We start from the raw sequence: 25,874 nt of genomic DNA on the forward strand, positions 1-25,874 counted from the left end.
CTGAACGTCGCCGAATTCAACGCTTGCGAGAAAAATTCGCTCTCCACGGCCATGTTCCGCACCGTCATGCATGCGTTGCAGAGCGAACTGGCATGCTAGATGCCATCATGCGTCGGCCGCGCGAAGCGACGAGGATCCGGTATGAATGACGTAAGCCCTAGCAGCACCCACAACCTGCGCGCCGATGGTTCGCGCCTTTGGGCGACGATCCATGAGACGGCGCGATTCGGGGGCACGCCCAAGGGTGGCATCAACCGGCTGACGCTCTCCGCCGAGGACGGGCAGGTGCGGGACTGGTTCCGGGATGCCTGCGAGGCGGCGGGTCTGACGGTGAGCGTGGATGCGCTGGGCACCCAATACGCTCTGCGCCCCGGCAAGGACATGAGCTTGCCCCCGATCGCCTTCGGCTCTCACCTCGATACGCAGCCGACCGGCGGGAAGTTCGACGGGGTGCTCGGCGTGCTCGCCGGTCTCGAGGTCATGCGCAGCCTGAACGATGCGGGCATCGAGACGCGGGCGCCTCTTCTGCTCGTGAACTGGACCAACGAGGAAGGCTCACGCTTCGCCCCCGCCATGATGGCATCGGCGGCCTATGCGGGCGATTTCACCACGGACGAGATCCTGGCCAAGCGCGACGTGGCGGGCACGACCGTGGCCGAGGCGCTGGACGCCATCGGCTATCGCGGTGGCGAGGCGGTGGGCGAGCGCGCCATCGGTGCCTTCGTGGAACTGCACATCGAGCAGGGGCCGATCCTGGAGGCCGAGGGCAAGACCATCGGCGTGGTCGAGGGCGGACAGGGCATCGCGTGGTTCGACGGCTCGGTGGAGGGCTTCGAAAGCCACGCGGGCACGACGCCGATGCCCCGCCGCCGGGACGCCCTGCTCGGCCTTGCGGAATTCGCTCTCGCAGCAGAGCGCATCGCCCTGGCTCACGGGCCGAGCGCCGTGGCGACGATCGGCGAGGCGACCATCCAGGCGCCCTCGCGCAACGTCGTGCCGGGCCGTGTCGCCTTCACCATGGATACGCGCGACCCGCGCTCAGAGACCCTCACCGCCATGGAGGAGGAACTGCGGGCCGCCGCCCAGGAGATCGGCGAGCGTCGGCGCCTGTCGATCGTGCTGGAGCGGATCTGGCGCAAGGAGCCGGTGCCGTTCGATCCCAAGGTCGTGGCGGCGGTGGATGCAGCGGCCGAGGGGCTCGGCCTGTCGCGGCGGCGGATCATTTCGGGGGCGGGGCACGATGCCTGCAATCTCGCCGCAAAGGTGCCCGCCGCAATGATCTTCGTGCCCTGCAAGGACGGCGTGAGTCACAACGAATCCGAATCATCGACCGAGAGCGATTGCGCGGCCGGGGCCGACGTCCTGCTCCAGACGGTGCTGCGGCTGGCGAACTGATCGTCCGACCTCGGCCCGTCCCTGGATTGCTTCGCTCCGCTCGCAAAGACGGCGGTGGGGCTTCGTCTCCCTCGACGTCATCGCGAACGCAGTGAAGAGACCCAGGGCAGCGGGACGATTCCGTTCGAGGCACATCCCGGAATGATTTCTCTCCGCTGATATAGTCGGTGCAAGTCTCGACGGGCGGCGTGACGCGCCGCCCGCCTTTTCATTCCACCCGGCTGTGCGGCGGCGAAAAATCTCGTACAGAGCCGTTCATGACCGCAAGCGCCTATCGCGACGCCAGGGGCCGACCGCTCATCGCGGTGACGGGCATCGGCCTGGTTTCCTCCCTCGGCCAGGGCCAAGCCGACACCTGGGCCGCCCTGACCGAGGGGCGCTCCGGCATCCGCGAGATCGCGCGCTTCTCGACCGAGGGGCTGCGCACACGCATCGCGGGCACGGTCGATTTTCTCGATACCGACCCGCTGGTGGCCCCGCTCCTCTCGGAGCGCTTCGCCGCCGTGGCGGCGGAGGAGGCGCTCGAACAGGCGAGTCTCGGGACGAAGGGCGACTTCCCCGGTCCTCTCTTCATCGCCGTCCCCCCGGTCGAGATGGAATGGCCGCAGCGCCGGGCTCTTGCGGAGGCCACCGGCGGCAACGGGGATGTCGACTATGCCGGTCTGCTCCGGGCGGTCTCCACCGGCCGGTTCGATGCGTGGCACGACCTGTTCCTGTTCGGCACCGTCGCCGAGCGCATCGCCGAACGGTTCGGCACGCGCGGGTCGCCGATCTCCCTCTCGACCGCCTGCTCCTCCGGCGCGACCGCGATCCAGCTCGGCGTGGAGGCGATCCGCCGGGGCGAGGCCTCCGCCGCCCTGTGCATCGGCACGGATGGCTCGGTGAACCCCGAATCGCTCATCCGATTTTCACTGCTCTCGGCGCTCTCGACCCGCAACGAGGTACCCGAGGAAGCCTCTCGCCCGTTCTCGAAGGACCGTGACGGCTTCGTGATGGGCGAGGGTGCCGCCGCCCTCGTGCTGGAGGATGCCGGGGCGGCCGTGGCGCGGGGCGCGACGATCCTCGGCTACGTGCTCGGCTGCGGCGAGAAGGGCGACGGCTTCCACCGCACCCGTTCCAGCCCGGACGGCGCGCCGATCATCGCCGCGATCCGCGCGAGCCTCGACGATGCCGGCCTCGCGCCGGACGCCATCGATACGGTGAACGCCCACGGCACCTCGACGCCGGAAAACGACCGGATGGAGGCCATGGGCATCGCCGCCGTGTTCGGCGAGCGCGCCGCGAGCCTGCCGGTCACCTCGAACAAGTCGATGATCGGCCACACGCTCACCGCCGCCGGGGCGATCGAGGCGGCGGCCTCGCTGCTCTCCATCCGCCATGGACGGATTCCGCCGACGATCAACTACCGCACCCCCGATCCGGCGCTCGGCCTCGACATCGTGGGCGAGGCGCGGGACCTGCCCGTGCGCACGGTCCTGTCGAACTCCTTCGGCTTCGGCGGCCAGAATACCTGCCTCGTCCTCGCGGCGGAGCCGGCATGAGCGCGGAGAAGGAGAAGCGCGTCCTCGTCACCGGGGGCGGCAGCGGACTCGGCGCGGCCATCGTGCGTAGCCTTGCCAAGGCGGGCTACCCGGTCGACTTCACCTACCGCGCATCGGGCGAGGCCGCCGCAGCGCTCGCCGCCGAACTGAACGAGGCCCATCCCGGCCTCGACATCCGGGCCCATGCCCTCGATCTCGCGGACAAGGCGGCGCTCGACGCCTTCTGCGAGCGCGCGGAGGAGGCGGGCTATCACGGGTACGTTCACAATGCCGGCCAATCAGCCGACGGGCTCGCGGCCATGTTCGACCAGGACAAGGCCGAGGCGGCGATGCAGGTGAACTTCTTCTCGCTGACCCGCATCGCCAAGTCGCTGGTGCGTGGCATGACCCGCGCCCGCTCGGGGCGGATCGTCGCCATCGGCTCCGTCGCGGCGCTTCAGGCGAACACGGGTAACGCGGCTTACGCCGCCACCAAGGGCGCGCTGATCGCCTATTGCCGGACACTCGCCGTCGAGACGGCCAAGCGCGGCGTGACGGTCAACGTTATCGCTCCCGGTTTCATCGACACGGCGATGCTTGCCCCCTACGCGGCCTACCGGGCCGGGATGGAGAAGCAGATCCCCGCCGGGCGTTTCGCGCAGCCCGAGGATGTCGCGGCGCTGGCGACCTTCCTGATGAGCGAGGGCGCGGCCTACATCACCGGAACCGTGTTGCCCGTCGATGGCGGCCTGACCGCGATGATGGGCGTCCACCGCACCTGACCGGCCGATGACCTTTCCCCGCCTCGCCCTCCTCCTGCTCCCGGCCGTCTTCGGCGCGGGGGCGGCCCGTGCCGATCCGGAAGCCTACCGCGTCACCGGCCTTGCACCGGGGGAGCCCCTGAGCATCCGCGCCGAGCCGGATGCCGCCGCCGAAGTGGTGGGCGAGATCCGCAGGCGCGCCCTGGTCTTTGGCTGCACCAACGACACCCCGAGCCGCACCACATGGTGCCGCGTCAGCGTCGGCCGCACGGTCGGCTGGGCGCGGCGGCGGTATCTCACGCCGGATTGAGCCGGGATGCCGCGTTCGCGGCGCTGTGATAACCCCCTTTACCGTCATTGCGCGCGGGCCGAGCCGCAATCGATCGGATCCATATCAGCGAACATGCCCATGCGAGCTCTGCAACTCTTCGGTGACCGCGACCTGCGCCTGACCGAGGTCGAGTCGCCGCCGCCTCCCGGACCCGGCGAGGTGCGGCTTCGCATTCGCGCCGTGGGGCTCAACTTCATCGACGTCTGGGGCTTTCGCGGCATGGCCTTCGCGAAGCGGAAGATGCCGCTCATCGTCGGCGCCGAGGCGGCGGGCGAGGTCGAATCGGTCGGCGAAGGCGTCACTGGCCTCGCTGTCGGCACCCGTGTCGTCCCTTACGGCGCACTGACCTGCGGCCAGTGCCGGGCCTGCCGCGAGGGCCGCGACAACCTCTGTGAGGATGTCGGCGGCGTGATGGGCTTCCACATTGACGGGTTTGCCCGCGAACTCGTCACCATGCCTGCCCGCCTCGTCGTGCCGGTGCCGGATGGCGTCGAGGATGCGGATGCGGCCTGCGCGGGCATCGCGTTCGGAACGGTGCAGCACATGCTGTTCGACAATGCCAAGCTCGAACCGGGGGAGAGCGTGCTCGTCCATGCCGGCGGGTCGGGGATCGGCACCGCCGCGATCCGCATGGCCAAGGCGATCGGCTGCACGGTGTTCACCACGGTGGGCGACGACGAGAAGGGTGCCAAGGCCGCCGAACTCGGGGCCGACCACGTGATCAACTACCGCACCGAGCGTTTCGAGGGCGAGGTGCGCCGCCTGACCAAGCGCAAGGGCGTGGATGTGGTGTTCGAGCATGTCGGTGCCGATACGTGGAACGGCTCCCTGCTCTGCCTGAAGCGCGGCGGGCGGCTCGTCACCTGCGGCTCGACCTCCGGCCCCAGCACGACGATGAACCTGATGCAGCTGTTCCAGCAGCAATATCGCATCACCGGCTCGTTCGGGTGCAGCCTCGCCAACATCCGCCAATCGTTGGACAAGATGGCGCAGGGAATCCGGCCCGTGGTCGATACAGTCTACCCGATGGCGGAGTTCACCGAAGGGTTGGAGCGGCTCGAGTCGCGCAAGGTCTTCGGCAAGATTCTCGTTTCACTGTGAGGCGCGGACGACTGACGTTCGCACCGCATCGCAAAACATGGTCTAAGGGCGCACCTCGCCCCGGAACCCGACTCCTTTGCTGCGCCTCGCCCTCATTCTGAAGCGGTCCTTTCCGCGACTTGCCGGCTTCGCCAGCATTCCCTTGATCCGCCTGATCTTCTTTCTGGCCCGCCTGCTCGGGCCGGAGCGGGCGGCCGCCTTCGGCGGTGGGCTGCTGCGCCGCATCGGCCCGCTCCTGCCCGCCCACCGGACGGCGCTCGCCAATATCCGCGCGGCCTTTCCCGGCCTGCCAGAGGCGGAGGTTAAGGCCATCGCCCTCTCGGCCTGGGACAATCTGGGGCGGACGGGGGCGGAATACGCCCATCTCGACACGTTGCTCGACTACGATCCCGAGGCCACCGGACCGCTGCGCAGCGAGGTGACGGGCATCGAGCATTTCTTCTCCCTGCGCGACGACGGTCAGCCGGGGCTGATCTTCTCGGCCCATCTCGCCAACTGGGAACTGCCCGCGATCTGCGCGGCGAAATTCGGTCTGGAGGCGACCGCCGTGTTCCGGCCGCCGAACAACCCGGCCGCCAAGCGGCTGGTCGAGGAGGTTCGCCGCAGCACGATGGGCGGGCTTGCGGCCTCCGGTCCCGGTTCGGCCTTCTCGATGCAGGGCGTCGTGGAGCGAGGCGGCCATCTCGGCCAGCTGATCGACCAGCACTTCACCCGCGGCGTGGTGGTGACCTTCTTCGGCCGCCCCTGCCTCGTGAACCCCCTGCTCGCCAAGCTCGCCAAGCACTACGATTGCCCGGTCCACGGGGTGCGGGTGGTGCGCCTGCCCGGCGAGCGGTTCCGCCTGGACCTCACCCCACCCCTCGATCTGCCGCGCGACGCCGACGGCGCCATCGACGTGCCGGGCGCCATGCAGGCGATGACCGACGTGATCGAGGCGTGGGTGCGGGAGAATCCCGGCCAATGGCTGTGGATGCACCGCCGCTGGCGCCCCGACATGCTGCCGAAGACCGCGCCGAGAAAAGCCGCCTCTCAAGGCAACGTGACTTCCCAGGTCGAGCCGACCGCGATCTGATTACGCGGCATGAGGCAATCCACCGTGCATCCCCTGTCTCCGGTCCGGCGCGCCCTTCCCTGCGCCCTGGCGGGGTTCGGCTGCCTGCTCACCAGTGCTGGGGCGAGGGCCGAGCCTGTCTCGGCGGTGGTCGAATTGTTCACGAGCCAGGGCTGCACCGCCTGCCGCGCTGCCGATCCGGTCATGCGCGACCTGGCGCGCAAGCCCGGCCTGATCGCCCTGACCCTGCCCGTGACTTACTGGGACTATCTCGGCTGGCGCGACACGCTCGGCCTTCACGTCCTCAACGAGCGTCAGCGTGCCTATGCGCGGGCGCGGGGCGCCCGGCAGGTGGTGACGCCGCAAGCCGTGGTCGACGGCAGTCTGAGTGCCGTCGGCTCCAACCGGCAGGCCGTCGAGCGGCTGGTTCAGGATTCCAGCCGTACCGCGCCCCTGCCGGTTCCGGTGAGCGCGGAGGTGAAGGGCGACCAGATCGTGGTCGAGGTCGGCGCCCGTCCCGCCGGGAAACCCGAGCCGAAGCCCGAGAGCAAGGACGAGGTCTGGCTCGTGCCGCTGCTGAAGCGCCGCGACGTCAAGATCGAAGGCGGCGAGAGCGGAGGCCGGGTGGCGAGCTACGTCAACGTGGTCCGCGGCCTCGTGCGGCTCGGCCTCTGGACCGGCCAGCCGGCCCGGTTCGAGGTGCCCGTTTCCGCTGCGGCCCTGCCCGATGCCGATGGCTGGGTCGTGCTGTTGCAGCATGGGCGCGAGGGGCGCCCCGGCCGTATCCTGGGCGCAGCCAAGGGACCGGGGCTGTGAACCTCGCCTCTGTTGCATTGCAGCGAGCGTCCGCGTAACAGGATCCTATTCGCAAGGACCCGGTGCAAGCCCGGGTGGCTCTTCCGGCCGCCGATCCGCCGGACCACGCATTCGAGACGCGCCCCTGCCCATCGCGGCGGTCTCCCTGCGGTTTCAATCGATGACCTCACCTTCCCCTACCGCCCCCGTGGCGGGATTTGGCGCGCGTTTGCGTGACGCCCGCACCGAAATCCTATCCGGCCTTGTCGTCGCCCTCGCCCTCATCCCGGAGGCCATCGGCTTCTCGGTGATCGCGGGTGTCGATCCGAAGGTTGGCCTCTACGCCTCGGTCGTGATCGCCTGCACCATCGCCTTCACCGGTGGCCGCCCGGCAATGATCTCCGCCGCCACTGCCGCCACGGCCGTAGTGATGACCACCCTCGTGCGCGACCACGGGGTGCAATACCTCTTCGCCGCGACCATCCTGATGGGGCTTATCCAGATCGCCGCGGGCTTCCTGAAGCTCGGACGGCTGATGCGTTTCGTCTCGCAATCGGTGATGACCGGCTTCATCAACGCCCTGGCGATCCTGATCTTCATGGCGCAGCTACCGGAACTGACCGGGGTCAGCCCGGCGACCTACGGGCTCGTCGCACTGGGCCTCGCGATCATCTACGGCTTCCCCTACCTCACCCGGGCCGTGCCCTCGCCGCTCGTGGCGATCGCCGTGCTCACCGCTCTGACGGCGTGGCTCCAGCTCGACGTGCGCACCGTAGCCCATCTCGGCGCCCTGCCCTCGACCCTGCCGAGCTTCACGCTGCCGGAGGTCCCGTTCACCCTCGAGACGCTGCGCATCCTCCTGCCCTACGCCGCGACGCTCGCCGCCGTCGGCCTGCTGGAGAGCCTGCTCACCGCGCAGATCGTGGACGACCTGACGGATACGGGCAGTTCCAAGAACCGCGAATGCTACGGCCAGGGCCTCGCCAACATCGCCTCGGCCCTGTTCGGCGGCATGGGCGGCTGCGCGATGATCGGCCAATCCGTCATCAACGTCTCGTCGGGTGCACGGCGGCGGCTCTCGACTTTCGTGGCGGGCGCCGTGCTGCTGGTGCTGCTCGTCGCCTTCCAGGGCCTGCTCGCCGTTGTGCCCGTGGCGGCGCTGACGGCGGTGATGATCATGGTGTCGATCAACACCTTCTCCTGGCGCTCCCTCGCGCGACTGCGGAGCAACCCCCTCCCCTCCACCGTGGTGATGCTGGCCACGGTGGCCGTGGTGGTGGCGACGCGCGATCTCGCCATTGGCGTGCTCGTGGGCGTGCTGCTTTCGGGCGTGTTCTTCGCGGGCAAGGTGGCGCGACTTAGCCGGATCGACTCGGCCCTGTCGCCTGATGGCAAGACCCGCACCTACACGGTGACGGGCCAGGTCTTCTTCGCCTCGGCCTCGACCTTCTCGGAGGCGATCGACGTGCTGGAGCCGGTGGAGCGCCTCGTGATCGATGTCGGCTCCGCTCATTTCTGGGACATCTCGGCGGTGGGCGCCCTCGACAAGGTGGTGCTGAAGGCCCGCGAGCGCGGCCGGATCGTGGAGGTGCGCGGCCTCAACGAAGCGAGCGCGACCCTCGTCGAGCGCTTCGGCACCCACGACAAGGCCGTTTCCACGCCCCTCGCACATCACTGACGGAGCGTCCTGCCACCACGCCCCCTTGCGCCGCGCGTGCCGGGACCCCATTCCCGGCAGGCCGGCACAGGGGCCGGGGTCCAGGAAAGAGTCAGGCGGTGACGACGTTCTCTCCGCGCGAGATCGTGTCCGAACTCGATCGTTTCATCGTCGGGCAAAACGAGGCCAAGCGGGCGGTGGCCATCGCGCTCCGCAACCGCTGGCGGCGACAGCAACTCACCGGGCCGCTCCGCGAGGAGGTGGCGCCCAAGAACATTTTGATGATCGGCCCGACCGGCTGCGGCAAGACCGAGATTGCACGGCGGCTGGCCAAGCTCGCCAACGCTCCGTTCCTGAAGGTCGAAGCCACGAAGTTCACCGAGGTCGGTTATGTCGGCCGCGATGTCGAGCAGATCGTGCGCGACCTCGTGGAAGTCTCGATCGGGCTGACCCGCCAAGCCAAGCGCGAGGCGGTGAAGGCCAAGGCCGAGGCGGCGGCCGAGAACCGCATCCTCGATGCCCTGGTCGGTCCCACCGCCAGCGCCGCCACCCGCGACAGTTTTCGTAGAAAGCTGCGCAACAGCGAACTCGACGACAAGGAGGTCGAGATCGAACTCGCCGCCGGGTCGCCCTCCGGCCTGCCGATGTTCGAGATTCCCGGCGTGCCGGGCGCCTCCATGGGCGCGATCAACATCGGCGACATGCTGGGCAAGGCGCTCTCGGGTCAGCGCGGCAAGCCGCGCCGCATCAGCGTGCGCGACGCCTACGCGCCCCTGCTCGCCGAGGAATCCGATAAGCTCGTGGACGACGAGGCCCTGACCCGCGAGGCGATCCGCGAGGTCGAGGATAACGGCATCGTCTTCCTCGATGAGATCGACAAGATCTGCGCCCGCGAGGGCCGCTCCGGCGCCGACGTCTCTCGCGAGGGCGTGCAGCGCGACCTCCTGCCCTTGATCGAGGGCACCACGGTCGCCACGAAGCACGGGCCGGTGAGGACCGACCACGTGCTGTTCATCGCGAGCGGCGCCTTCCACGTCTCGAAACCGTCCGACCTGCTGCCGGAATTGCAGGGCCGCCTGCCGATCCGGGTCGAGTTGCAGCCCCTGACGGTCGAGGACTTCAAGCAGATCCTCACCGCCACCGAGGCGAGCCTCATCAAGCAGACCCTCGCCCTGATGGCGACGGAGGGCGTGACCCTGGACTTCACCGACGATTCCATCGACGCCCTCGCCAAGGTCGCGGTGGAGGTGAACGGGTCGGTCGAGAATATCGGCGCCCGCCGCCTCCAGACCGTGCTGGAGCGGGTGCTGGACGAGATCTCCTTCACCGCCACCGACCGCTCCGGCGAGACGGTGACGATCGATGCCGTCTATGTCCGGCAGAGGGTCGAGAACCTCGCCGCCAACGCCGACCTCAGCCGGTTCATCCTGTAGGGGTCAGCTCTCTCCCACACTCTCGCCGTCATCGCGAGCGCAAGCGAAACGACCCAGGGCTGCGGGACGTCTCAGGACGTAGCGGCGCCCTGGATTGCTTCGCTTCGCTCGCAAAGACGAAGGGGGGCAGCAATCAGCCCCGCCGCCAGAGGGTCGAGAACCTCGCCGCCAACGCCGACCTCGGCCGGTTCATCCTGTATGGGTCGGCTCTCACTGCCCTCTCTCACACCCGCCCCGTCATCGCGAGCGCAAGCGAAGCGACCCAGGGCTGCGGGACGTCTCAGAACGTAGCGGCGCCCTGGATTGCTTCGCTTCGCTCGCAAAGACGAAGGGGGGCAGCAATCAGCCCCGCCGCAGACGCCGCCGTTCCTCGTCGCGCCCATGTGCCTCGGTGGCGAAGAGCATTGTCCCCGCTGCCAGCCCAAGGGCGGCGGCGATGCCGAGTTTCAGCCATTTGGGATCGGCCGCCGTGACGCGGGAGGACGAGCGCGAATCGAACCGGCCATGGGCGCCGGGATCGGTATCGACGGGCTCGTAGAGGTTGTCGGGGCGGTTCTTCGAGGCCTGCACGCTGGTCATCTCTCCACGATAGCCGTGACGGGCGAGGTAGGTGTCGATCCAACCCGGGATCAGCATGTTGCCGAGGATCGCCTTCCAGGCCGAAGCGCCGATCCAGAGTTCGCGGGGCGCTTCATGAGCCGCCCGGTAGACGTGCCGGGCGATGGCCTCGGGCTGATAGATTGGCGGGACGGGTTCGAGCTTGCGCGGCAGGCGCGAGCGCGCCCAATCGAATTGCGGCGTGTTCACCGCCGGCAATTGCACCATCGTGACGCGCACTTTGCTGCCGTCGTGCAGCAATTCGGAGCGGAGTGAATCGACGAAGCCGCGCACCGCCGCCTTCGCCGCGCAATACGTGGCCTGGAGGGGGATCGAGCGGTAGGCCAACGCCGAGCCGATATGGACGATGGTGCCCCGGTTCGCGGGCACCATGTGCTTGAGGGCGGCGAGCGTGCCGTGAACCTGGCCCAGATAAGTGACGTCGGTGACGCGCTGGAACTCTTCCGGGCTCGTCTCCTGAACGGGGGAATAGACCGTCACCATCGCGTTGTTGACCCACACGTCGAGACCGCCGCAGGTCTTGGCGACGGCGTCGGCCACTTCCTGCATGGCCCGTGCGTCGGCCACGTCGGCGGCGAAGGCGATGGGGTTGCCGCCCAAGCGCCGCACGTCGTGGATCGTGCCCGCCAGCCCGACCTCGCCCCGCGCCACGAGGCCGACATTCCAGCCATGGCGGGCGAATTCGCAAGCGATGGCCCGGCCGACGCCGGCGCTGGCACCGGCCACCACGACGGTTCGGCGTTTCGAGTATGAGGAGGGCATCAAGGCTCCGGTACGGGATAAGTCGTCGGCCCAACGCCCATGACAACCGTTCTTTCCCGCCTTGCCCGGGGAATGTGCGCGTTGCCTCCCTCAAGCCCGGCGGCCTATAAAAACCGCAGTTCCGCCAGTGGCACCGGGGGCTCGCCCTCCCGCGCCACGCTACACGTAAGTCCGAAGGCACATGGCCGGTCATTCCCAGTTCAAGAACATCATGCACCGCAAGGGCCGCGTCGATGCGGTCCGGTCCAAGATCTTCGGTAAGCTCGCCCGCGAAATCACCGTGGCGGCCAAGCTCGGCACGCCGGACCCCGCGATGAACCCGCGTCTGCGCGCCGCCGTGCTCGCCGCCCGCGCCGAGAACATGCCGAAGGACAACATCGAGCGCGCCATCAAGAAGGCGACCGGTGCCGATGGCGAGAACTATGAGGATATCCGCTACGAGGGCTACGGACCCGGCGGCGCCGCGCTGATCGTCGAGGCGCAGACCGACAACCGCAACCGCACCGCCTCCGATGTCCGCTCGGCCTTCACCAAGTCCGGCGGGAGCCTCGCCGAGACCGGCGCCGTGGCCTTCATGTTCGACCGCGTGGGTGTGATCGCCTACCCGGCGAGCGTGGCCGATGCCGACACGATGCTGGAAGCCGCCATCGAGGCGGGCGCGGACGACGTCACCTCCGGCGAAGAGGGCCACGAGATCATCTGCGCGCAGGATTCCTACGGCGAGGTCACCAAGGCGCTCGAAGCCCGCTTCGGCGACCCGACCCGCACGGGCCTGATCTGGAAGGCTCAGAACACGGTCGACGTCGATGACGAGACCGGCGAAAAGCTGATCCGCCTCGTCGAGGTGATCGAGGATCAGGACGACGTGCAGAACGTCTACGTCAACTTCGCCCTGTCCCCGGCGCTGATGGCGAAGCTCGAAGGCTGATCCGTCACGCGAATTGCGGAGCAAGGCGCGGGATGCCGATCCGTGAGGGCCGACGCACCATGGCGGACACCCTCGACGGAACCCAGGCCATGCAAACGACCCTCCTTCCCAGCGACGCGGATGCACGCTGGGACGCGCTCCTCACCCGCGACGCGCGGGCCGATGGAGGCTTCGTCTACGCGGTGCGGACGACGGGCGTGTATTGCCGTCCAAGCTGCGCCGCCCGCAGGCCCCGCCGGGAGAACGTGACCTTCCACGCGGACGGCGCGGCCGCCCGCGCGGCGGGTTTTCGCCCCTGCCAGCGCTGCCGACCGGATGAGCCGCCCCCGGACCAGCGCCGCCGCGAGGCCGTCACCCGCGCCTGCCGCGCGATCGAATCGGCCGAGACGCCGCCGGCCTTGGCCGACCTAGCCCGCGCGGCGGGGATGAGCCCGTTTCATTTCCACCGGATCTTTCGCGAGGTGACGGGCGTGACGCCCGCCGCCTTCGCCCGCGCGAAGAGAGCGAGCCGGCTCGCGAAGGCGTTGCCGGGAGCGGGCTCCGTCACCGGGGCGCTCTACGAAGCGGGCTACGCCGCCCCGAGCCGGTTCTATGCCGAAGCGGGGGACAGGTTGGGCATGACGCCCTCGCGCTACCGGAAAGGCGGCGCCGGGGCGCGTATCCGGTTCGGGATCGGCACCTGCAGCCTCGGCGCGATCCTCGTCGCGGCGACCGAGACCGGCCTCTGCGCGATCCTGCTCGGGGACGATCCCGATGCGCTGGTGCGCGATCTTCAGGATCGCTTCCCCGCCGCCGAGCTCGTGGGGGGTGATGCCGCCTTCGAGGAGTGGATGGCGCGGGCTGTCGGGCTCGTGGAAACGCCGGGTCTCGTCCACGACCTGCCCCTCGATATCGGCGGCACGGCCTTCCAGCAGCGCGTCTGGCAGACGCTGCGCGCGATCCCGCCCGGCACGACCGCGACCTATGCCGATGTCGCCCGCGCCATCGGGGCGCCGGGCTCGTCGCGCGCCGTAGCGCTCGCCTGTGGTGCCAACGCCCTCGCCGTGGCGATCCCCTGCCACCGGGTGGTGCGCTCGGATGGAAGCCTGTCGGGCTACCGCTGGGGCGTCGCCCGCAAGCGCGACCTCCTCACCCGCGAGGGCGTGCCGTAGAGTCTTCTGCACGCCGGCATCCGACAAAGCATCGTTTGACAGCTTTTCGACGGGTTCACTACTTCGGTTGCGCAATCCTCAGTAGTGGATGCCTATCGCGAAAAGTGTGAAATCTTCGGTTAGCCGGCCGAACGTCATTGCCGAGGTTCCGTTCCGGCCTAGCTCGCAGGGAGAGTGGGCGATGCCGGAGACTCATGCCGTGCCGAACGTTCGAACCCGTATCCTGAGCCGCGTTCCCGTCGCCTCGCTCGCCACCGCTCTGGCCTGGGCCGCCCCTGCCGCCACCGCTCAAGAGGCGATCAACACGCCGCGCGGGCCGGGCTTCCTGATCTACGGAAATTACTGCGGGCCTGGCAATCGCGGCCCCGCCTATCGGCCGATCGACGCCCTCGACACGGCGTGCATGCACCACGACGCCTGCTGGCCGGACGATCCGGCCGTCCTGCCGTCCTGCAGCTGCAATGACAGGTTGCATGTCGAGGCGGGCCGGGTGGCGCGCGACCCGCGCGCGCCGGAGAAGACACGCGAGACCGCGCGCTTCATCTCGGATCTCGCGACGGCCTTGCCCTGCGAGCCCGCCGCGGTTCGGGCGGGCCGCTAGGATCGGAAGTTCAGGCCGCGTCGGCGGGGTTCGGGGCGGCCTTCGGACCACCCTTGGCGACGCCGACCAGCGCCGGGCGCAGGACCCGGTCGCCGATGACGTAACCGGTCTGGACCACCTGCACGACCGTACCGGCGGGCACCTCGGCATTCGGCACCTCGAACATCGCCTGATGGCGATTCGGGTCGAACTTCTGGCCTTGGGGCTCCACCGGCTTCACGCCGTGGCGCTCGAGGTTCTTCACGAGGTCACGCTCGGTCAGCTCGATGCCGTCGATCAGGCCCTTCAGGGCGCCATCGGCAGCGTTGCGCTGATCGACCGGCACGCTTTCCAGCGCCCGGCGGACGTTGTCGGCAACGTTGAGCATGTCGCGGGCGAAGTTCGTCACGGCATAGGCGCGCGCATCCGCGACCTCACGCTCGGTGCGCCGACGGAGGTTTTCCATCTCGGCGAGCGTGCGCAGCATCCGATCCTTCAACTCGTCGCGCTCGGCGGTGAGCAGGGCGAGGGCCTCGGCCACGGGATCGACGGAGGCGTCGGCGGGAGCCGACACGGCCTCGTCCTGGGAGGGGACGTCCTGAGACTTCTCGTCGTTCGTCATCGCATCTTCGAAAGAGTAGCGGTCCAGGATTAAACCGGGCGTGATATCAGGCCGCGACCCCGTGAAATCAACCCAAGCCGTTGCGATGAGGGGCCTTCGTGACCGATTCGGTCACGTCTCCCGCAGCGGTGGGGTCGTCACGAGGGCTTCCAGCCCCTCGGCTTTCAGGATCGCCACGTCGGCGGCGAAGACCTGCAACACCGACTTGCGAATCGCCACCTGCCGGTCCGGCTGGGTGACGCGGGTGCCGGTGAGGTCGGTCACGTAGAACACGTCCACGGCCCTCTCGCCGAAGGTCGCCACATGCGCCGAGGTGATGTTGAGGTTGAGCGCGCCGAGCGCGCTCGTCAGGTCGAAGAGCAGGCCCGGCCGGTCGAGCCCGGTCACCTCGATCACCGTCTCCCGGCTCGACAGGGCGTTGTCGATGGTCACGTCCGGCGCGACGAGGAACGTCTTGGCGCGGGCGCTGGTCGGGGGGTGCTTGTCGGCCACGAGCTCCGCGATGCGGATTTCGCCCTTCAGCGCCCGGTCGATCACGTCGGTGATGCGCTTCATGCGGCGCAGCTCGTCCTCGTCCCGCTCGAAGGCACGGGAGATGACGAAGGTGTCGAGGGCGAAGCCGTCCGTGGTGGTGAAGATCTGCGCATCGACGATGTTCGCACCCGCCGCCGCGCAGGCCCCCGTGACGATGGCCAGTAAACGGGGGTGGTCCGGCGAATAGACGGTCACCTCCGTCACCCCGCGCACGGGATCGAGGCCGACCTCGGTGGCACTGGTGCGGCCCTCCTCCTCGGTGCGGCGGAGGAGCTGCGCGTTCTTGATCTGCCGGTTGGTGTCGACCTTCAGCCAATAGGCCTGCTTGTGGCGGGCGGCGTAGGCGTCGAACACCGCCGAATCCCAATCCGGCAATTGCTCGCGCAGGCTCATCTGGATCAGCCGCACCCGATCGGTGCGGGCAATCTCGGAATGGCCGCCCGAGAGATAGACCTCGGTCTCGTCGTAGAGGGTGCGCAGCAGCGTGCCCTTCCACGCGGTCCACACACCCGGCCCCACGGCGGTGATGTCCGCCACGGTGAGGATGGTCAGCAGCTTCAGCCGCTCCAGGCTCTGCACGATGGAGGCGAAGCGCTCGATCGTCTTGTGGTCGGAGAGGTCCCGGCTCTGGGCCGTCATCGACATGAGCAGGTGGTGCTCCACCAGCCACGCCACCGTCTCGGTCTCGGCGGGGGTCAGGCCGAAGCGTGGGCAGAGCTTGCGCGCGATCTGCGCGCCCGCCACCGAATGGTCCTCCGGCCGACCCTTGGCGATGTCGTGCAGAAGGATCGCGACGTAGAGCGCCAGACGGTTGTGGTGCGCGTGGATCAGCCGGGAGACCAGCGGATAGGTCTCTTCGACGCGGCCCGATTCGATCGCGGCCAGCACGCCGACCGTGCGCAGCAGATGCTCGTCCACCGTGAAGTGGTGGTACATGTTGAACTGCATCATCGCGACGACGCGGCCGAAATCCGGAATGAACCGGCCGAGCACGCCCGCCTCGTTCATCTCGCGCAGGGCCTCCTCGGGGGCGTTGTGCGACGTCAGGATATCCAGGAACAGCCGGTTCGCCTCCTCGTCCCCGCGCAGAGACGGGGTGATGAGGCGTAGCGAACGCGTGGCGAGGCGCTTGGCGTCCGGATGGATCGGCACGTTGTGCCGGTCAGCCAGCCAGAACAGGCGGATCAGGTTGACCGGATCGCGCTCGAACGCATCCTCCGAGCGCAGGTTGACCCGGCCGTGGTCGATCCAGAAATCCTCGGCCTCCACGGAGGTCGCGCGGAAGCGGTCGCGGAACTTGCCGATCCAGCGGTCGAGCACGGGGGTGCGCTTGGCATGGCGCGCCTCCATCTCCGCGCTGACGATGGCGGTGAGATCGCCGACATCCTTGGCGACCCGGAAATACGCCTTCATGAAGCGCTCGACGCCCGACAGGCCGCCTCGCGATTCGTAGCCGAGCCGCTCAGCGATGCGCGGCTGGAGGCCGAAGGACAGGCGCTCCTCGGCGCGCTTTGTGGCGAAGTGCATGTGGCAACGCACCCGCCACAGGAACTCGTCGCACCGCTCGAACAGGGCGTATTCCTCGGGCGTGAACAGCCCGGCGCCGACGAGCTCGCTCTGGTCGCGCACGCGGTAGGTGTATTTCGCGATCCAGAACAGGGTGTTGAGGTCGCGCAGGCCGCCCTTCCCGTCCTTGACGTTGGGCTCCACGAGGTAGCGCGACATGCCCGCCTTCGCGACGCGGGTGTCGCGCTCGCGCAGCTTGGCCTCGACGAATTCGGAGGCCGAGCCGACGATGACCTCGGCATCGAAGCGCGTCACCAATTCCTCGAACAGGGTGCGCGAGCCGAACAGGTAGCGGGCTTCCAGCAAGGCCGTGCGGATCGTCATGTCCGCGCGCCCCTCGCGCAGGCATTCCTCGACCGAGCGGGTGGCGTGGCCGACCTTCAGCTTCAGGTCCCACAGGACGTAGAGCATCGCCTCCACGACGCTCTCGGACCACGCGGTCTGCTTGTACGGAAGCAGGAACAGGAGATCGATGTCCGAGCCCGGCGCCATCGTGCCCCGGCCGTAGCCGCCAGTGGCCACTACCGCCAGTTGCTCGCCTGTGGTCGGATTGTCGTTGGGATAGAGACGCCAGACGACGGCATCATGGATCGCCCGGACCACCGCATCGGTGAGACGCGATAAGCTCTGCGCGCATTCCATGCCGTTACGATCGCGCAGGAGGTGTTCTTCGGCCTGCCGGTGGCCGGCCTCGATCACCCGGCGCAATTCGGGCACGAGGACGGCGCGCAGCCGGGTGGGCTCCCGGATATCCCGGTCGAGGCCTGCGATGAGCGAGTCGAGCTCTGCAACGGGGTCGAGCATGCCTCCCGTTAGCATGATATGCCTACGTTGCCAGTCATGCCTGCATGACGCAGTGGGCAATCCCGTCTTTCGTCCTGCAAGACGGACAGATCGTTTGACAAAAAGAACGAACCGCCCTAGCTCGGCAGCATAAGCAAGAAGCCGAGGAGACGATTCGATGCCGTTGGTCCGCCGCTCGATCCTGGGGGCTGCCGCCGCCCTGGCCATGGCCCTGTGCGGGAGCGGCCCGGCCGCCGCCGCAGACCCGTCCGAGATCCGGCTCGACTGGGCGACCTACAACCCCCTCAGCCTTCTCCTGAAGGAGCGTGGTTATGTCGAGGAGGCCCTGAAGGCAAAGGGCATCAAGGTCCGCTGGGTCCAGTCCCTCGGCTCGAACAAGGCCCTCGAATTCCTGAATGCCGGGGCCATCGACATTGGCTCCACCGCCGGGGCCGCCGCCCTCGTGGCGCGGATCAACGGCAACCCGATCAAGGCGATCTACGCGTTCTCCCGGCCGGAATGGACCGCCCTCGTCACCCGCAAGGACACGGGCATCACCAAGCCTGCCGACCTGAAGGGCAAGCGCGTGGCGGTGACGCGCGGCACGGACCCGCACATCTTCCTGATCCGCGCCCTCCAGGGTGCCGGGCTGACGGAGAAGGACGCCAAGCTCGTCCTGCTCCAGCATCCGGACGGGCGCACCGCCCTCGACCGGGGTGACGTCGATGCCTGGGCGGGCCTCGACCCGATGATGGCCGCCGCCGAGATCGAGAACAACGACGTGCTGTTCTTCCGCGATGCCTCCGCCAACACCTGGGGGGTGCTCGACGTGCGCGAGGCCTTCGCCAAGGAGAATCCCGACCTCGTGAAGGTGGTGATCGCCGCCTACGAGCGCGTGCGTGCCGAGGCCCTGAAGGATCCGGCGGCGCTCAAGGCGGCCCTGGTCGCCGCGACCAAGCTGCCGGAGCCGGTCGTCGCCCGTCAGTTGGAGCGCACGGACCTGTCGCAACCCGCCATCGGCAAGACGCAGGCGGACGCGATCCGTGCCGCCGGTGTGGCCCTCCAGCAGGCCGGGGTGATCGCGGCGGATGTCGATGTGGCCAAGGCGGTCGATGGGCTGATCGACCCCGCGTTCAACCCGTAAGGGGCCGCCTCTATCCCTCGCCCATCTCCGCCACCCGGAGATGGGTCGGCCGCGCCGTGCGGATCTCGCCCGTTGCGGCGAGGCGGCAATCATGGATCGTCGCCCTGGCCGTATCGATGGCAATCGCCACGGCCGACATGGTCCGCGAGTCGGGCTCCCGCTCGCGGGCATAGCGGACCACGTCGGCGGCGAGGCGATCGACCTCGACGGTCAGCCCTTCGATGGCGGCGGGATCGGAGAGCGCTCTGGCCTGCCCGGTGATCTCGATCAGCCGGTCCATCACGTCGTCGATGCGCTCGTGCTGCAAGCGCGACAGGCGCTGACGCACCCAGGCAAGGACCGAGACGAGCCCGCCCGCCAGGGCGCCGAGCAGATAGAGCGTGTCGCCATACCGCTCCACGAAGCCGTGCTGCTCGCGCTCGTAATAGTCGATCGCGCCGGGGTGGATCGGAATGCGGGCGCTGGTGGCCGCAGCGGTCGTCTCGTAGGCGGGGGCAAGGACGTATTCGGCGGCATCGGTCTGAAGCGCTGCCGCCGTGCGCTTCTCGAACAATTGCTGGGTGATATCCGCCGCCACCACCCGGCTGAGGGTCGAGCGGGCCATGAGCCGGTAGGAGGCACCGACCGTCTTCACGTCGTCGGCGGGGAGCTTCGGGCGTCCCGTGAACAGGCCGCCGGGGATCGTCACCGCCTGCAATTTCGGGAAGCGTTCGATGATGGCGTCGTCGTCCTCCACGGCGACGAACTCGACCTTGCCGTCCTTCGCCACCGACCGCACCGCGCCGACGAGGGCGATGGCCTTCGGCGCCGAAGGCGCGATGATGCTGAGGAAGGCATCGATCCGCTTCTCCTTGAAGGCCGCCGCGACGGCCTCCGTCTCCACGGGCACGAGTTGCACCGTGGTGGCCCCCAGGTGCCCGGCCGCGGGCGCCGTCTCCAGGGTGAGGCCGTGATAGGAGAGGAGATTGCGCAGAAGCGAGTAATCTGCGTCCTTCTGCGCCCCGATGCCGAGCCGCTTGCCGCCGAGCTTGGCGAAGGTCTTGATGCCCGAGGGCTCGGGCGAGGCTAGAATCATCGCCTGATCGCGCAGGATCGCCAGCGTGAGCCCGTTGGTCGGCAGCAGCACGTCGGGCCGCACCACGGCGAGGTCGGCCCGCCCGTCCTGCAGGGCGGCCGCGCTCTCGCGCACGTCGTCGAAGGACAGGATCTTGAGGCGGACGCCCTCGTTGCCCGCGTCGAGGGCGTCGGCATAGGCCTTGATGAGACCCGGCTCGGTGCCGTCCTTCGGGGCGACCGCAATGGTCAGCGTCGTCGGCCGCAGCAGGTACCATGCCGCCGCGCCCGCCAGCCCGAGGAGCAGGACGCTGGCGACGAGCAGCACCTCGCGGCGCATCACGAAGGCTGTCAGTGAGGGCATGGGAAGGGTTAGTCCTGCACGTGTGCGCAGGCCCAACGCAGACGTGGCCTTAGAGTGCCCTGCTATTCGGCGGCGGGCAGGTGCAGGGCCATGAGCTGAGCTGAGCGGCGGCGCTCGGGCGCCTCGCCCGGCGGCAGGCCGATCCGCCGCCTCGCATCGCCCACTGCCTCGTGGACGCCGTCCACCGCCAGGATCAGGGCGCTGACGGTGCGCATGTCGATCGACCGCTCGCGGGTCTGTGCGACGACGTCGGCGATGAGGTCGTCGATCTCGAGCACGATGGTATCGAGCTCGGCCATGGTCGTGGCGGCGCGGATCTCGCGCAGGATGTCGAGCAGCCGGTCGAGGACGATGTCGATACGCTCCCGGCGCTTGCGCGCGAGACGCTGGCCGAGCCACGCGAAGCCGGAGCCGATCGTGCCGCCGAAGAAGGCGACGAGGTAGATGTAATCCTCATAGCGATCGAGGAAGGTCTGCTGCTCGCGCTCGAAATAATCGACCGCGCCGGGGTGGTTCGGCAGCCGTGCGGAGGTGGCCGCGACGGTGGTGTCGAACTCGGGCGCCTTCATCAGCTTGGCGATGGGCGCGGCGGCGGCGAGGCGGGAGCGCCACTCGAACAGGTGCTGCGTCGCGGAGGCGACGGCGACCCGGCTCACGGTGCCCCGTGCCATCAGCCGGTAGGATGCGCCGACCGTGCGAATCTCTTCCTCGGGCCGCTTGGGCCGCCCGCCGAACGTGCCGGCGGGGATCGTCACCGATTGCAGTTCCGGGAAGCGTTGAAGGATGGCATCGCCGTCGGGGATCGAGACGAAGCCGATCTTGCGCTCCGGCGAGCCGGTTTCGACGGCCCGCACCACAGTGGACGCCACCTTGGAGGTCGGGCTCGCGATCACCGCGACCGCATCCACGCGCTTGTCCGCAATGGCTTGGGCGATCTCTCCGGGCTTTAGCGGCACCACCGTGACGTGCCCGGCTCCCGGCTCGGCCGCCTCCTCGCCCGTCGCCGTATCGGGCACGAGATCGTAGAAGGACAGGACGTTGGCGAGGAAGGGCAGATCCGCCCCGTGCCGCACCACCATGCCGAGGCGCTTGCGGGCGAGATCGGGAAAATCATCGATCTCGCTCTGCTCCGGCCGGGCGACGAGCAGGGCCTCGTCGTGCAGGATCGCCAGCGTCAGGCCGTTCTCGGGCAGGAAGACATCGGGCCGCACCACCGCAAGGTCTGCCTTGTTGCGCTGGAGCGCGAGACCGCTGTCGCGCACGTCCTCGTAGCGGACCACCTTGAGGCGGACATCCTCACGGGCCCGGTCGAGGGCCGCCGCATAAGCGTCGATCAGTGAGGCCTCGGGCCCATCCTGCGGACCGACCGCCACGGTGAGCACGGTCGGGCGCGATAGGTAGAACACCCCGCTCGCCAGGACGACGAGACCGAGCGCCACCATCAGGAGGAGCCATTCGCGCCGCATCAGGATGGCTGCGGCAGAGCGCAGCTTCCTCTGCAGTGCCCCCGACACGGCATGAGGAGGGACGGAGCCCGGCCTGTCGCGTTGCGCGCGTTCCATGGGTCGTTCATGAAGCGCAAACCTGTCCAGATCGTGAAGAACACGTGAAGCGCCCCAGCGTTGCATCTTCCGGGCCGGAGACACCTCCCACCCCGCCGCGGCCGGTCAGCGCAGCGTGGCTCGAACGGGCCGCGCTCGACTATCTGCAGCGCTACAGCGCCTCCACCGAGATGCTGCGCCGGACGCTGCTCCGGCGGGTCGAGAAGCGGGCGCGGGCGCGTGGCGAGGAGCCGTCCGACTTCGCGCCGATGGTGGAGACGACCGTCGCCCGCGCCATCTCGGCGGGTCTGGTCGACGATGCCCGCTTCGCCGAGGGGCGTCTCGCTGCCCTGCGCCGCCGGGGCGCGTCGCGCCGCGGTGCCAGCGCCAAGCTCGCAGCCAAGGGCGTCCCGCGCGAGGTGGTCGAGGCGGTCATGGAGGCGGAGCGCGACACGCTGAACGAGGAGGACAGCGAGGAGAAGGCGGCCTGGGCCTATGCCAAGCGCCGCCGCCTCGGCCCCTACCGCCCGGCGGCGCGGCGGGCCGAGTACCGCGAACGCGACCTCGGCAGCTTGGCGCGGCAGGGCTTTCCCTTCGCCCTCGCCCGGCGGATCGTCGAGGCGGACGACGTTCCCTGAGGGGTGCGGCGATCCGGCCCGGGAGCATTCCTCCGGGCCTCGAGTCTACCCCTTGAGTCTCCGGATAGAGTGTTCATCTTCCGTTCCATGGACGAAGCTCTCGCGACGAAACTGCGCATCCTCGCCGATGCCGCGAAATACGACGCCTCCTGCTCGTCGTCCGGCGCGCCCAAGCGCGCGGCGGGCAAGGACGGGCTCGGCTCCACAACGGGCGCCGGGATCTGCCACGCCTACACGCCGGATGGGCGCTGCATCTCCCTGTTGAAGATCCTGCTCACGAACTGGTGCCTGTTCGATTGCGCCTATTGCGTGAACCGGCGCTCCTCGAACGTGCGCCGGGCGAAGTTCACCGTCGAGGAGGTGGTGAACCTCACCGTCAACTTCTACAAGCGTAACTATATCGAGGGCCTGTTCCTCTCCTCGGGCATCATCAAGTCGCCCGACCATACGATGGAACTGCTCACCCGCGTGGCCAAGTCCCTACGCCGGGACCACGGTTTCGCGGGCTACATCCATCTGAAGTCGATCCCCGAGGCGAGCCCGTGGTTGATCGAAGAGGCGGGGCTCTATGCCGACCGCCTGTCGATCAATGTCGAGCTTCCGACCGAGGCGAGCCTGGGTCGGCTCGCGCCGGAAAAGGATGGCGCGGCGATCCAGGGCGCCATGGCGCAGATCGGCGAGCGGATCATCGAGGCCAAGGCCGAACGCCGCCGCTTTTCCCCTGCCGGGCAATCGACGCAGGTGATCGTCGGCGCCGACGACACCACCGACGCGGCGCTCATCGCCAAGAGCGAGAACCTCTACGGCAGCGTCGGCTTGAAGCGCGTCTATTATTCGGCCTTCAGTCCAATCCCCGATGGCTCGCAGATCCTGCCCCTGAAGCCACCGCCGCTGGCCCGCGAACATCGGCTGTACCAAGCGGATTGGCTGCTGCGCTATTACGAATTCTCGGCGGAGGAGGTCGCTTCGGCCTCCGAGGGCGGCATGCTGGCCCTCGACATCGATCCCAAGCTCGCCTGGGCGCTGAAGAACCGGGACAAGTTCCCCGTCGATGTGAACAAGGCCGATCGCGAGATGCTCTTGCGCGTGCCCGGCCTCGGGGCGCGGGCCGTCGAGAAGATCGTGAAGGCGCGCAAGCACACGACCCTGCGCCTCGACGACGTGGCCCGGCTGACCTCGAGCCTCAAGCGCGCTCGCCCCTTCCTCGTCGCCGCCGACCACCGGCCGGTCGCCCTGACTGACCGGCTCGACCTGCGCACCCGCCTCGTCGATCCGGTGCAGCAGCAGCTGAGCCTGTTCTGATGGAGGAACATTCCTCCCGACCACGCCCGCATCCTGAGGCGCCGACGCCGGGCGGCGGCCTCGAAGGAGAGATCCAGGGATCGCCGCGCGCTCTGGAGCCCTCCTTCGAGGCGGCCGAAGCCGCACCTCAGGATGAGGGCGCGGGTTGGAAAACAGGCCGTCATGCCCCCCACACCATTCTCCTCCGCCCCGGCGCCGACCTTCCCGGTTTCCGCGATGCCGCCCGGCGCCTCGTGGCCCGGGGCGTGCCGCCGGAAGCCGTGAGCTGGGGCGTCGAGACCACGCCGTCCCTGTTCGGTGGAGGAGCGGAGCCCGGCGCGCAAACGCCCCTCGCCCTGCCCCGCGCCGTAGCCGCCCTGATTCCGCAGGTCGTGCCGCACCGGGATCCCGAGCGGTACGGCCTCCTCTACAGCCTGATCTGGCGCAGCCTCCACGGCGAGCGGCATCTGATGGAGGTGGCGAGCGATCCGCTCGTGCACCGCCTGACCCGCATGGCCAAAGCGATCGCGCGCGACCTGCACAAGATGCACGCCTTCCTCCGTTTCCGCCGGATCGAGGGCGAGGCGGGCGAGCGCTTTGTCGCGTGGTTCGAGCCCGACCATCATATTCTGGAATCCGCCGCGCCGTTCTTCGTGCGGCGCTTCGCCGGGATGCGCTGGACCATCCTGACGCCCGAGGGACGGGCCATCTGGGACGGCGAGGCGCTGTCCTACGGCCCGCCGGGCAGCAAGGCCGACCTGCCCGAGGGCGACGGCTTCGAGGCCGGCTGGCAGACCTACTACGAGACGACCTTCAACCCCGCCCGCGTCAATCCGAGGGCGATGAAGGCCGAGATGCCGAAGAAGTATTGGCACAACATGCCCGAAACGGCCGCCATCCCCGCCCTGCTGCGCGGGGCCTCGGCGCGGACCGAGCAGATGATCGAGAGGGAGCCCACCGTGCCCGCACGCCGCGAACCCGCCCGAGCCGTCGCCGCGATGGCCGATCAGGATCCGAAGAGCCTGGACGATCTCAACGCGATCATCGCCCGCACCGAACCCCTCGTGCCGGGAGCGACCCAAGCCGTGCTGGGCGAAGGCCCGATCGGCGCCACGGTCGCCTTCGTGGGCGAGCAACCCGGCGACCAGGAGGATCTGAAGGGCCGCCCCTTCGTCGGCCCGGCGGGCCAACTCCTGACCCGCGCGATGGCGGAAGCCGGGATCGACCGGGAGGCGAGCTACCTCACCAACGCGGTGAAGCACTTCAAATTCACCCTGCGCGGCAAGCGCCGCATCCACGAGAAACCCACGGCGGGCGAAGTCAGCCATTACCGCTGGTGGCTCGACCGGGAGTTGGATTTCGTGGCGCCCAAGCTCGTCGTGGCTTTGGGCGCCACCGCCGTGCTGGCGTTGACGGGCAAATCGATCCCGATCACCCGCTCACGGGGGCCGTTCCGCTTCGACCGGCTGGACAACCGCTTCCAGGGCTACATCACGGTTCACCCCTCCTACCTGCTTCGCCTGCCCGACGACGCGAAAGAGGAGGCTTACGCCGCCTTCTTGGAGGACCTGAAGCGTATTGCCGCGCTCGGCGCCGAGCTCGCGGCCTAGGCAGACTGCTTTAATCCCTCGTGCCGCGTGCGAGCAGGCACGTCGCACCGGGAAAGAGCGACCCATATCCCTCTCATGACAGACGAAGCGGACGGAACAACCGATCCGCACTGCACACGGAGAGAGATATAGCCATGAAGACCCGCATTGCCGCTGTTGTCGCCGCCCTCGTCATCGGTGCCGCTGCCCCCGTCACCTCCGCGATGGCCTATCCGTTCGCCCGCGACACCGGCCCGCTCTACACCGGCTCGATCGGCGTCCACGACACGCCCTTCTACGAGGCTCATCCCGGCTATTGCCGCCCGAGCTCGGCCGCCGAAGGCAACGCCAACCAGCAGACCCGGCCGGTGAAGCAATACGGCCAGACCAGCGGCGGCAACCGCTGCTGATCGAAACAAGAGACCAGTGAATGAGAGCGGCGAGGCCAGCGTGCCTCGCCGCTCTCATGCCTGAAGCGCGCCGACGCATCGGAGCTGACGCTTGCGGACCCCATCCCCGTCTTCCATGGCGGCAGGTGATGGATGCAGGCAATGTCTATCGCCCCATGTATGATGGAGTCTCGCTGGACATCGTCCGGCTGACCATTCACGACGAGGTTCCCATCCTCGTCGCGGCGGCCGAAGCCGAACTCGGGTCACCGCCGGATCGTTGACGC

23 protein-coding genes and 1 other annotated feature are annotated in these 25,874 nt (G+C 68.7%); of the genes, 18 read left to right on the forward strand and 5 right to left on the reverse strand.

Annotated features, from left to right (window positions below; genetic code table 11):
• Positions 1 to 141 precede the first annotated feature (141 nt).
• From J4O73_RS01875 to hslU, 9 genes are all read left to right on the forward strand, one after another.
• A complete protein-coding gene (locus J4O73_RS01875) occupies positions 142 to 1,395 on the forward strand; it encodes a Zn-dependent hydrolase (RefSeq protein WP_426214208.1) in 1,254 nt (417 codons plus the stop codon).
• A gap of 257 nt (positions 1,396 to 1,652) precedes the next feature.
• Positions 1,653 to 2,936, forward strand: coding sequence for a beta-ketoacyl-ACP synthase (locus J4O73_RS01880; protein WP_426214209.1), 1,284 nt, complete (start codon positions 1,653 to 1,655; stop codon positions 2,934 to 2,936).
• Complete coding sequence (locus J4O73_RS01885; protein WP_426214210.1) at positions 2,933 to 3,697, forward strand: SDR family NAD(P)-dependent oxidoreductase; 765 nt, start codon at positions 2,933 to 2,935, stop codon at positions 3,695 to 3,697. The genes J4O73_RS01880 and J4O73_RS01885 overlap by 4 nt, the downstream gene beginning before the upstream one ends.
• 7 nt (positions 3,698 to 3,704) lie before the next feature.
• On the forward strand, positions 3,705 to 3,986 hold the full coding sequence (locus tag J4O73_RS01890) for an SH3 domain-containing protein (protein WP_426214211.1): 282 nt from the start codon (positions 3,705 to 3,707) through the stop codon (positions 3,984 to 3,986).
• Positions 3,987 to 4,085: 99 nt separating this feature from the next.
• A complete protein-coding gene (locus J4O73_RS01895) occupies positions 4,086 to 5,108 on the forward strand; it encodes a zinc-binding dehydrogenase (RefSeq protein ID WP_426214212.1) in 1,023 nt (340 codons plus the stop codon).
• 76 nt (positions 5,109 to 5,184) lie between these two features.
• On the forward strand, positions 5,185 to 6,180 hold the full coding sequence (locus J4O73_RS01900) for a lipid A biosynthesis lauroyl acyltransferase (protein ID WP_426214213.1): 996 nt from the start codon (positions 5,185 to 5,187) through the stop codon (positions 6,178 to 6,180).
• Positions 6,181 to 6,189: 9 nt separating this feature from the next.
• Entirely contained in the window at positions 6,190 to 6,975 is a 786-nt protein-coding gene (locus tag J4O73_RS01905; protein ID WP_426214214.1) for a DUF1223 domain-containing protein, read from the forward strand.
• A gap of 52 nt (positions 6,976 to 7,027) precedes the next feature.
• Positions 7,028 to 7,083: a sequence feature (sul1 is cis-regulatory element that is thought to sense ions involved in sulfur or methionine metabolism; They are found in Alphaproteobacteria), on the forward strand.
• Between the two features lie 100 nt (positions 7,084 to 7,183).
• Positions 7,184 to 8,632, forward strand: a complete 1,449-nt coding sequence (locus tag J4O73_RS01910; RefSeq protein ID WP_426214215.1) for a SulP family inorganic anion transporter — start codon at positions 7,184 to 7,186, stop codon at positions 8,630 to 8,632.
• 98 nt (positions 8,633 to 8,730) lie between these two features.
• The gene (gene hslU / locus J4O73_RS01915) at positions 8,731 to 10,044 is read left to right on the forward strand and encodes an ATP-dependent protease ATPase subunit HslU (protein ID WP_426214216.1); all 1,314 of its coding nucleotides are present in this window, start codon (positions 8,731 to 8,733) and stop codon (positions 10,042 to 10,044) included.
• Positions 10,045 to 10,386: 342 nt separating this feature from the next.
• On the opposite strand, the gene J4O73_RS01920 is transcribed toward hslU, so the two are convergent.
• A complete protein-coding gene (locus tag J4O73_RS01920; RefSeq protein ID WP_426214217.1) occupies positions 10,387 to 11,424 on the reverse strand; it encodes an SDR family oxidoreductase in 1,038 nt (345 codons plus the stop codon).
• Between the two features lie 181 nt (positions 11,425 to 11,605).
• Here J4O73_RS01920 and J4O73_RS01925 point away from each other — a divergent pair, with 181 nt between their 5' ends.
• The 3 genes from J4O73_RS01925 to J4O73_RS01935 all read left to right on the forward strand — a co-directional run bounded on the left by J4O73_RS01925 (position 11,606) and on the right by J4O73_RS01935 (position 14,104).
• A complete protein-coding gene (locus J4O73_RS01925) occupies positions 11,606 to 12,352 on the forward strand; it encodes a YebC/PmpR family DNA-binding transcriptional regulator (protein ID WP_426214218.1) in 747 nt (248 codons plus the stop codon).
• Between the two features lie 89 nt (positions 12,353 to 12,441).
• Positions 12,442 to 13,503, forward strand: coding sequence for a bifunctional DNA-binding transcriptional regulator/O6-methylguanine-DNA methyltransferase Ada (gene ada, locus J4O73_RS01930; protein WP_426214219.1), 1,062 nt, complete (start codon positions 12,442 to 12,444; stop codon positions 13,501 to 13,503).
• 181 nt (positions 13,504 to 13,684) lie between these two features.
• Entirely contained in the window at positions 13,685 to 14,104 is a 420-nt protein-coding gene (locus J4O73_RS01935) for a hypothetical protein (protein ID WP_426214220.1), read from the forward strand.
• A gap of 10 nt (positions 14,105 to 14,114) precedes the next feature.
• Here J4O73_RS01935 and grpE read toward each other — a convergent pair whose 3' ends face one another.
• A complete protein-coding gene (gene grpE / locus J4O73_RS01940) occupies positions 14,115 to 14,705 on the reverse strand; it encodes a nucleotide exchange factor GrpE (RefSeq protein ID WP_426214221.1) in 591 nt (196 codons plus the stop codon).
• 111 nt (positions 14,706 to 14,816) lie between these two features.
• On the reverse strand, positions 14,817 to 17,609 hold the full coding sequence (locus J4O73_RS01945) for a [protein-PII] uridylyltransferase (protein ID WP_426214222.1): 2,793 nt from the start codon (positions 17,607 to 17,609) through the stop codon (positions 14,817 to 14,819).
• A 157-nt stretch (positions 17,610 to 17,766) separates the two neighbouring features.
• Between J4O73_RS01945 and J4O73_RS01950 the strand changes: the two genes are divergently transcribed.
• Entirely contained in the window at positions 17,767 to 18,732 is a 966-nt protein-coding gene (locus tag J4O73_RS01950) for an aliphatic sulfonate ABC transporter substrate-binding protein (RefSeq protein WP_426214223.1), read from the forward strand.
• Between the two features lie 10 nt (positions 18,733 to 18,742).
• Here J4O73_RS01950 and J4O73_RS01955 read toward each other — a convergent pair whose 3' ends face one another.
• Entirely contained in the window at positions 18,743 to 20,149 is a 1,407-nt protein-coding gene (locus J4O73_RS01955) for a TAXI family TRAP transporter solute-binding subunit (protein WP_426214224.1), read from the reverse strand.
• 62 nt (positions 20,150 to 20,211) lie between these two features.
• Entirely contained in the window at positions 20,212 to 21,615 is a 1,404-nt protein-coding gene (locus J4O73_RS01960) for a TAXI family TRAP transporter solute-binding subunit (RefSeq protein WP_426214863.1), read from the reverse strand.
• A 140-nt stretch (positions 21,616 to 21,755) separates the two neighbouring features.
• On the opposite strand from J4O73_RS01960, the gene J4O73_RS01965 reads away from it, so the two are divergent.
• The 5 genes from J4O73_RS01965 (at position 21,756) to J4O73_RS01985 (ending at position 25,871) form a co-directional block, all read left to right on the forward strand.
• The gene (locus J4O73_RS01965) at positions 21,756 to 22,328 is read left to right on the forward strand and encodes a regulatory protein RecX (protein ID WP_426214225.1); all 573 of its coding nucleotides are present in this window, start codon (positions 21,756 to 21,758) and stop codon (positions 22,326 to 22,328) included.
• Positions 22,329 to 22,415: 87 nt separating this feature from the next.
• Positions 22,416 to 23,630 (forward strand): putative DNA modification/repair radical SAM protein, encoded by a 1,215-nt coding sequence (locus tag J4O73_RS01970; protein ID WP_426214865.1) that lies wholly within the window; start codon positions 22,416 to 22,418, stop codon positions 23,628 to 23,630.
• Complete coding sequence (locus J4O73_RS01975) at positions 23,630 to 25,219, forward strand: UdgX family uracil-DNA binding protein (RefSeq protein ID WP_426214226.1); 1,590 nt, start codon at positions 23,630 to 23,632, stop codon at positions 25,217 to 25,219. Before J4O73_RS01970 ends, J4O73_RS01975 begins: the two co-directional genes overlap by 1 nt.
• Before the next feature lie 134 nt (positions 25,220 to 25,353).
• Positions 25,354 to 25,608, forward strand: coding sequence for a hypothetical protein (locus J4O73_RS01980; protein ID WP_426214227.1), 255 nt, complete (start codon positions 25,354 to 25,356; stop codon positions 25,606 to 25,608).
• A 128-nt stretch (positions 25,609 to 25,736) separates the two neighbouring features.
• Positions 25,737 to 25,871, forward strand: a complete 135-nt coding sequence (locus J4O73_RS01985; protein WP_426214228.1) for a hypothetical protein — start codon at positions 25,737 to 25,739, stop codon at positions 25,869 to 25,871.
• The last annotated feature ends 3 nt before the right edge of the window (positions 25,872 to 25,874 follow it).

Origin of the sequence: Methylobacterium sp. NFXW15 (genome assembly GCF_049887755.1) — a bacterium.
Classification (GTDB): Bacteria; Pseudomonadota; Alphaproteobacteria; order Rhizobiales; family Beijerinckiaceae; genus Methylobacterium.

Bases quoted from the DNA above. Each gene is read 5' to 3' on its own strand.
- J4O73_RS01950 (WP_426214223.1), top strand. From the start codon at position 17,767: ATGCCGTTGGTCCGCCGCTCGATCCTGGGGGCTGCCGCCGCCCTGGCC.
- J4O73_RS01920 (WP_426214217.1), bottom strand. From the start codon at position 11,424: ATGCCCTCCTCATACTCGAAACGCCGAACCGTCGTGGTGGCCGGTGCC.
- J4O73_RS01925 (WP_426214218.1), top strand. From the start codon at position 11,606: ATGGCCGGTCATTCCCAGTTCAAGAACATCATGCACCGCAAGGGCCGC.
- J4O73_RS01970 (WP_426214865.1), top strand. From the start codon at position 22,416: ATGGACGAAGCTCTCGCGACGAAACTGCGCATCCTCGCCGATGCCGCG.
- J4O73_RS01885 (WP_426214210.1), top strand. From the start codon at position 2,933: ATGAGCGCGGAGAAGGAGAAGCGCGTCCTCGTCACCGGGGGCGGCAGC.
- J4O73_RS01875 (WP_426214208.1), top strand. From the start codon at position 142: ATGAATGACGTAAGCCCTAGCAGCACCCACAACCTGCGCGCCGATGGT.
- J4O73_RS01975 (WP_426214226.1), top strand. From the start codon at position 23,630: ATGGAGGAACATTCCTCCCGACCACGCCCGCATCCTGAGGCGCCGACG.
- J4O73_RS01880 (WP_426214209.1), top strand. From the start codon at position 1,653: ATGACCGCAAGCGCCTATCGCGACGCCAGGGGCCGACCGCTCATCGCG.
- J4O73_RS01985 (WP_426214228.1), top strand. From the start codon at position 25,737: ATGGATGCAGGCAATGTCTATCGCCCCATGTATGATGGAGTCTCGCTG.
- grpE (WP_426214221.1), bottom strand. From the start codon at position 14,705: ATGACGAACGACGAGAAGTCTCAGGACGTCCCCTCCCAGGACGAGGCC.
- J4O73_RS01960 (WP_426214863.1), bottom strand. From the start codon at position 21,615: ATGCGGCGCGAATGGCTCCTCCTGATGGTGGCGCTCGGTCTCGTCGTC.
- J4O73_RS01890 (WP_426214211.1), top strand. From the start codon at position 3,705: ATGACCTTTCCCCGCCTCGCCCTCCTCCTGCTCCCGGCCGTCTTCGGC.
- J4O73_RS01980 (WP_426214227.1), top strand. From the start codon at position 25,354: ATGAAGACCCGCATTGCCGCTGTTGTCGCCGCCCTCGTCATCGGTGCC.
- ada (WP_426214219.1), top strand. From the start codon at position 12,442: ATGCAAACGACCCTCCTTCCCAGCGACGCGGATGCACGCTGGGACGCG.
- J4O73_RS01895 (WP_426214212.1), top strand. From the start codon at position 4,086: ATGCGAGCTCTGCAACTCTTCGGTGACCGCGACCTGCGCCTGACCGAG.
- J4O73_RS01935 (WP_426214220.1), top strand. From the start codon at position 13,685: ATGCCGGAGACTCATGCCGTGCCGAACGTTCGAACCCGTATCCTGAGC.
- J4O73_RS01905 (WP_426214214.1), top strand. From the start codon at position 6,190: ATGAGGCAATCCACCGTGCATCCCCTGTCTCCGGTCCGGCGCGCCCTT.
- J4O73_RS01945 (WP_426214222.1), bottom strand. From the start codon at position 17,609: ATGCTCGACCCCGTTGCAGAGCTCGACTCGCTCATCGCAGGCCTCGAC.
- J4O73_RS01955 (WP_426214224.1), bottom strand. From the start codon at position 20,149: ATGCCCTCACTGACAGCCTTCGTGATGCGCCGCGAGGTGCTGCTCGTC.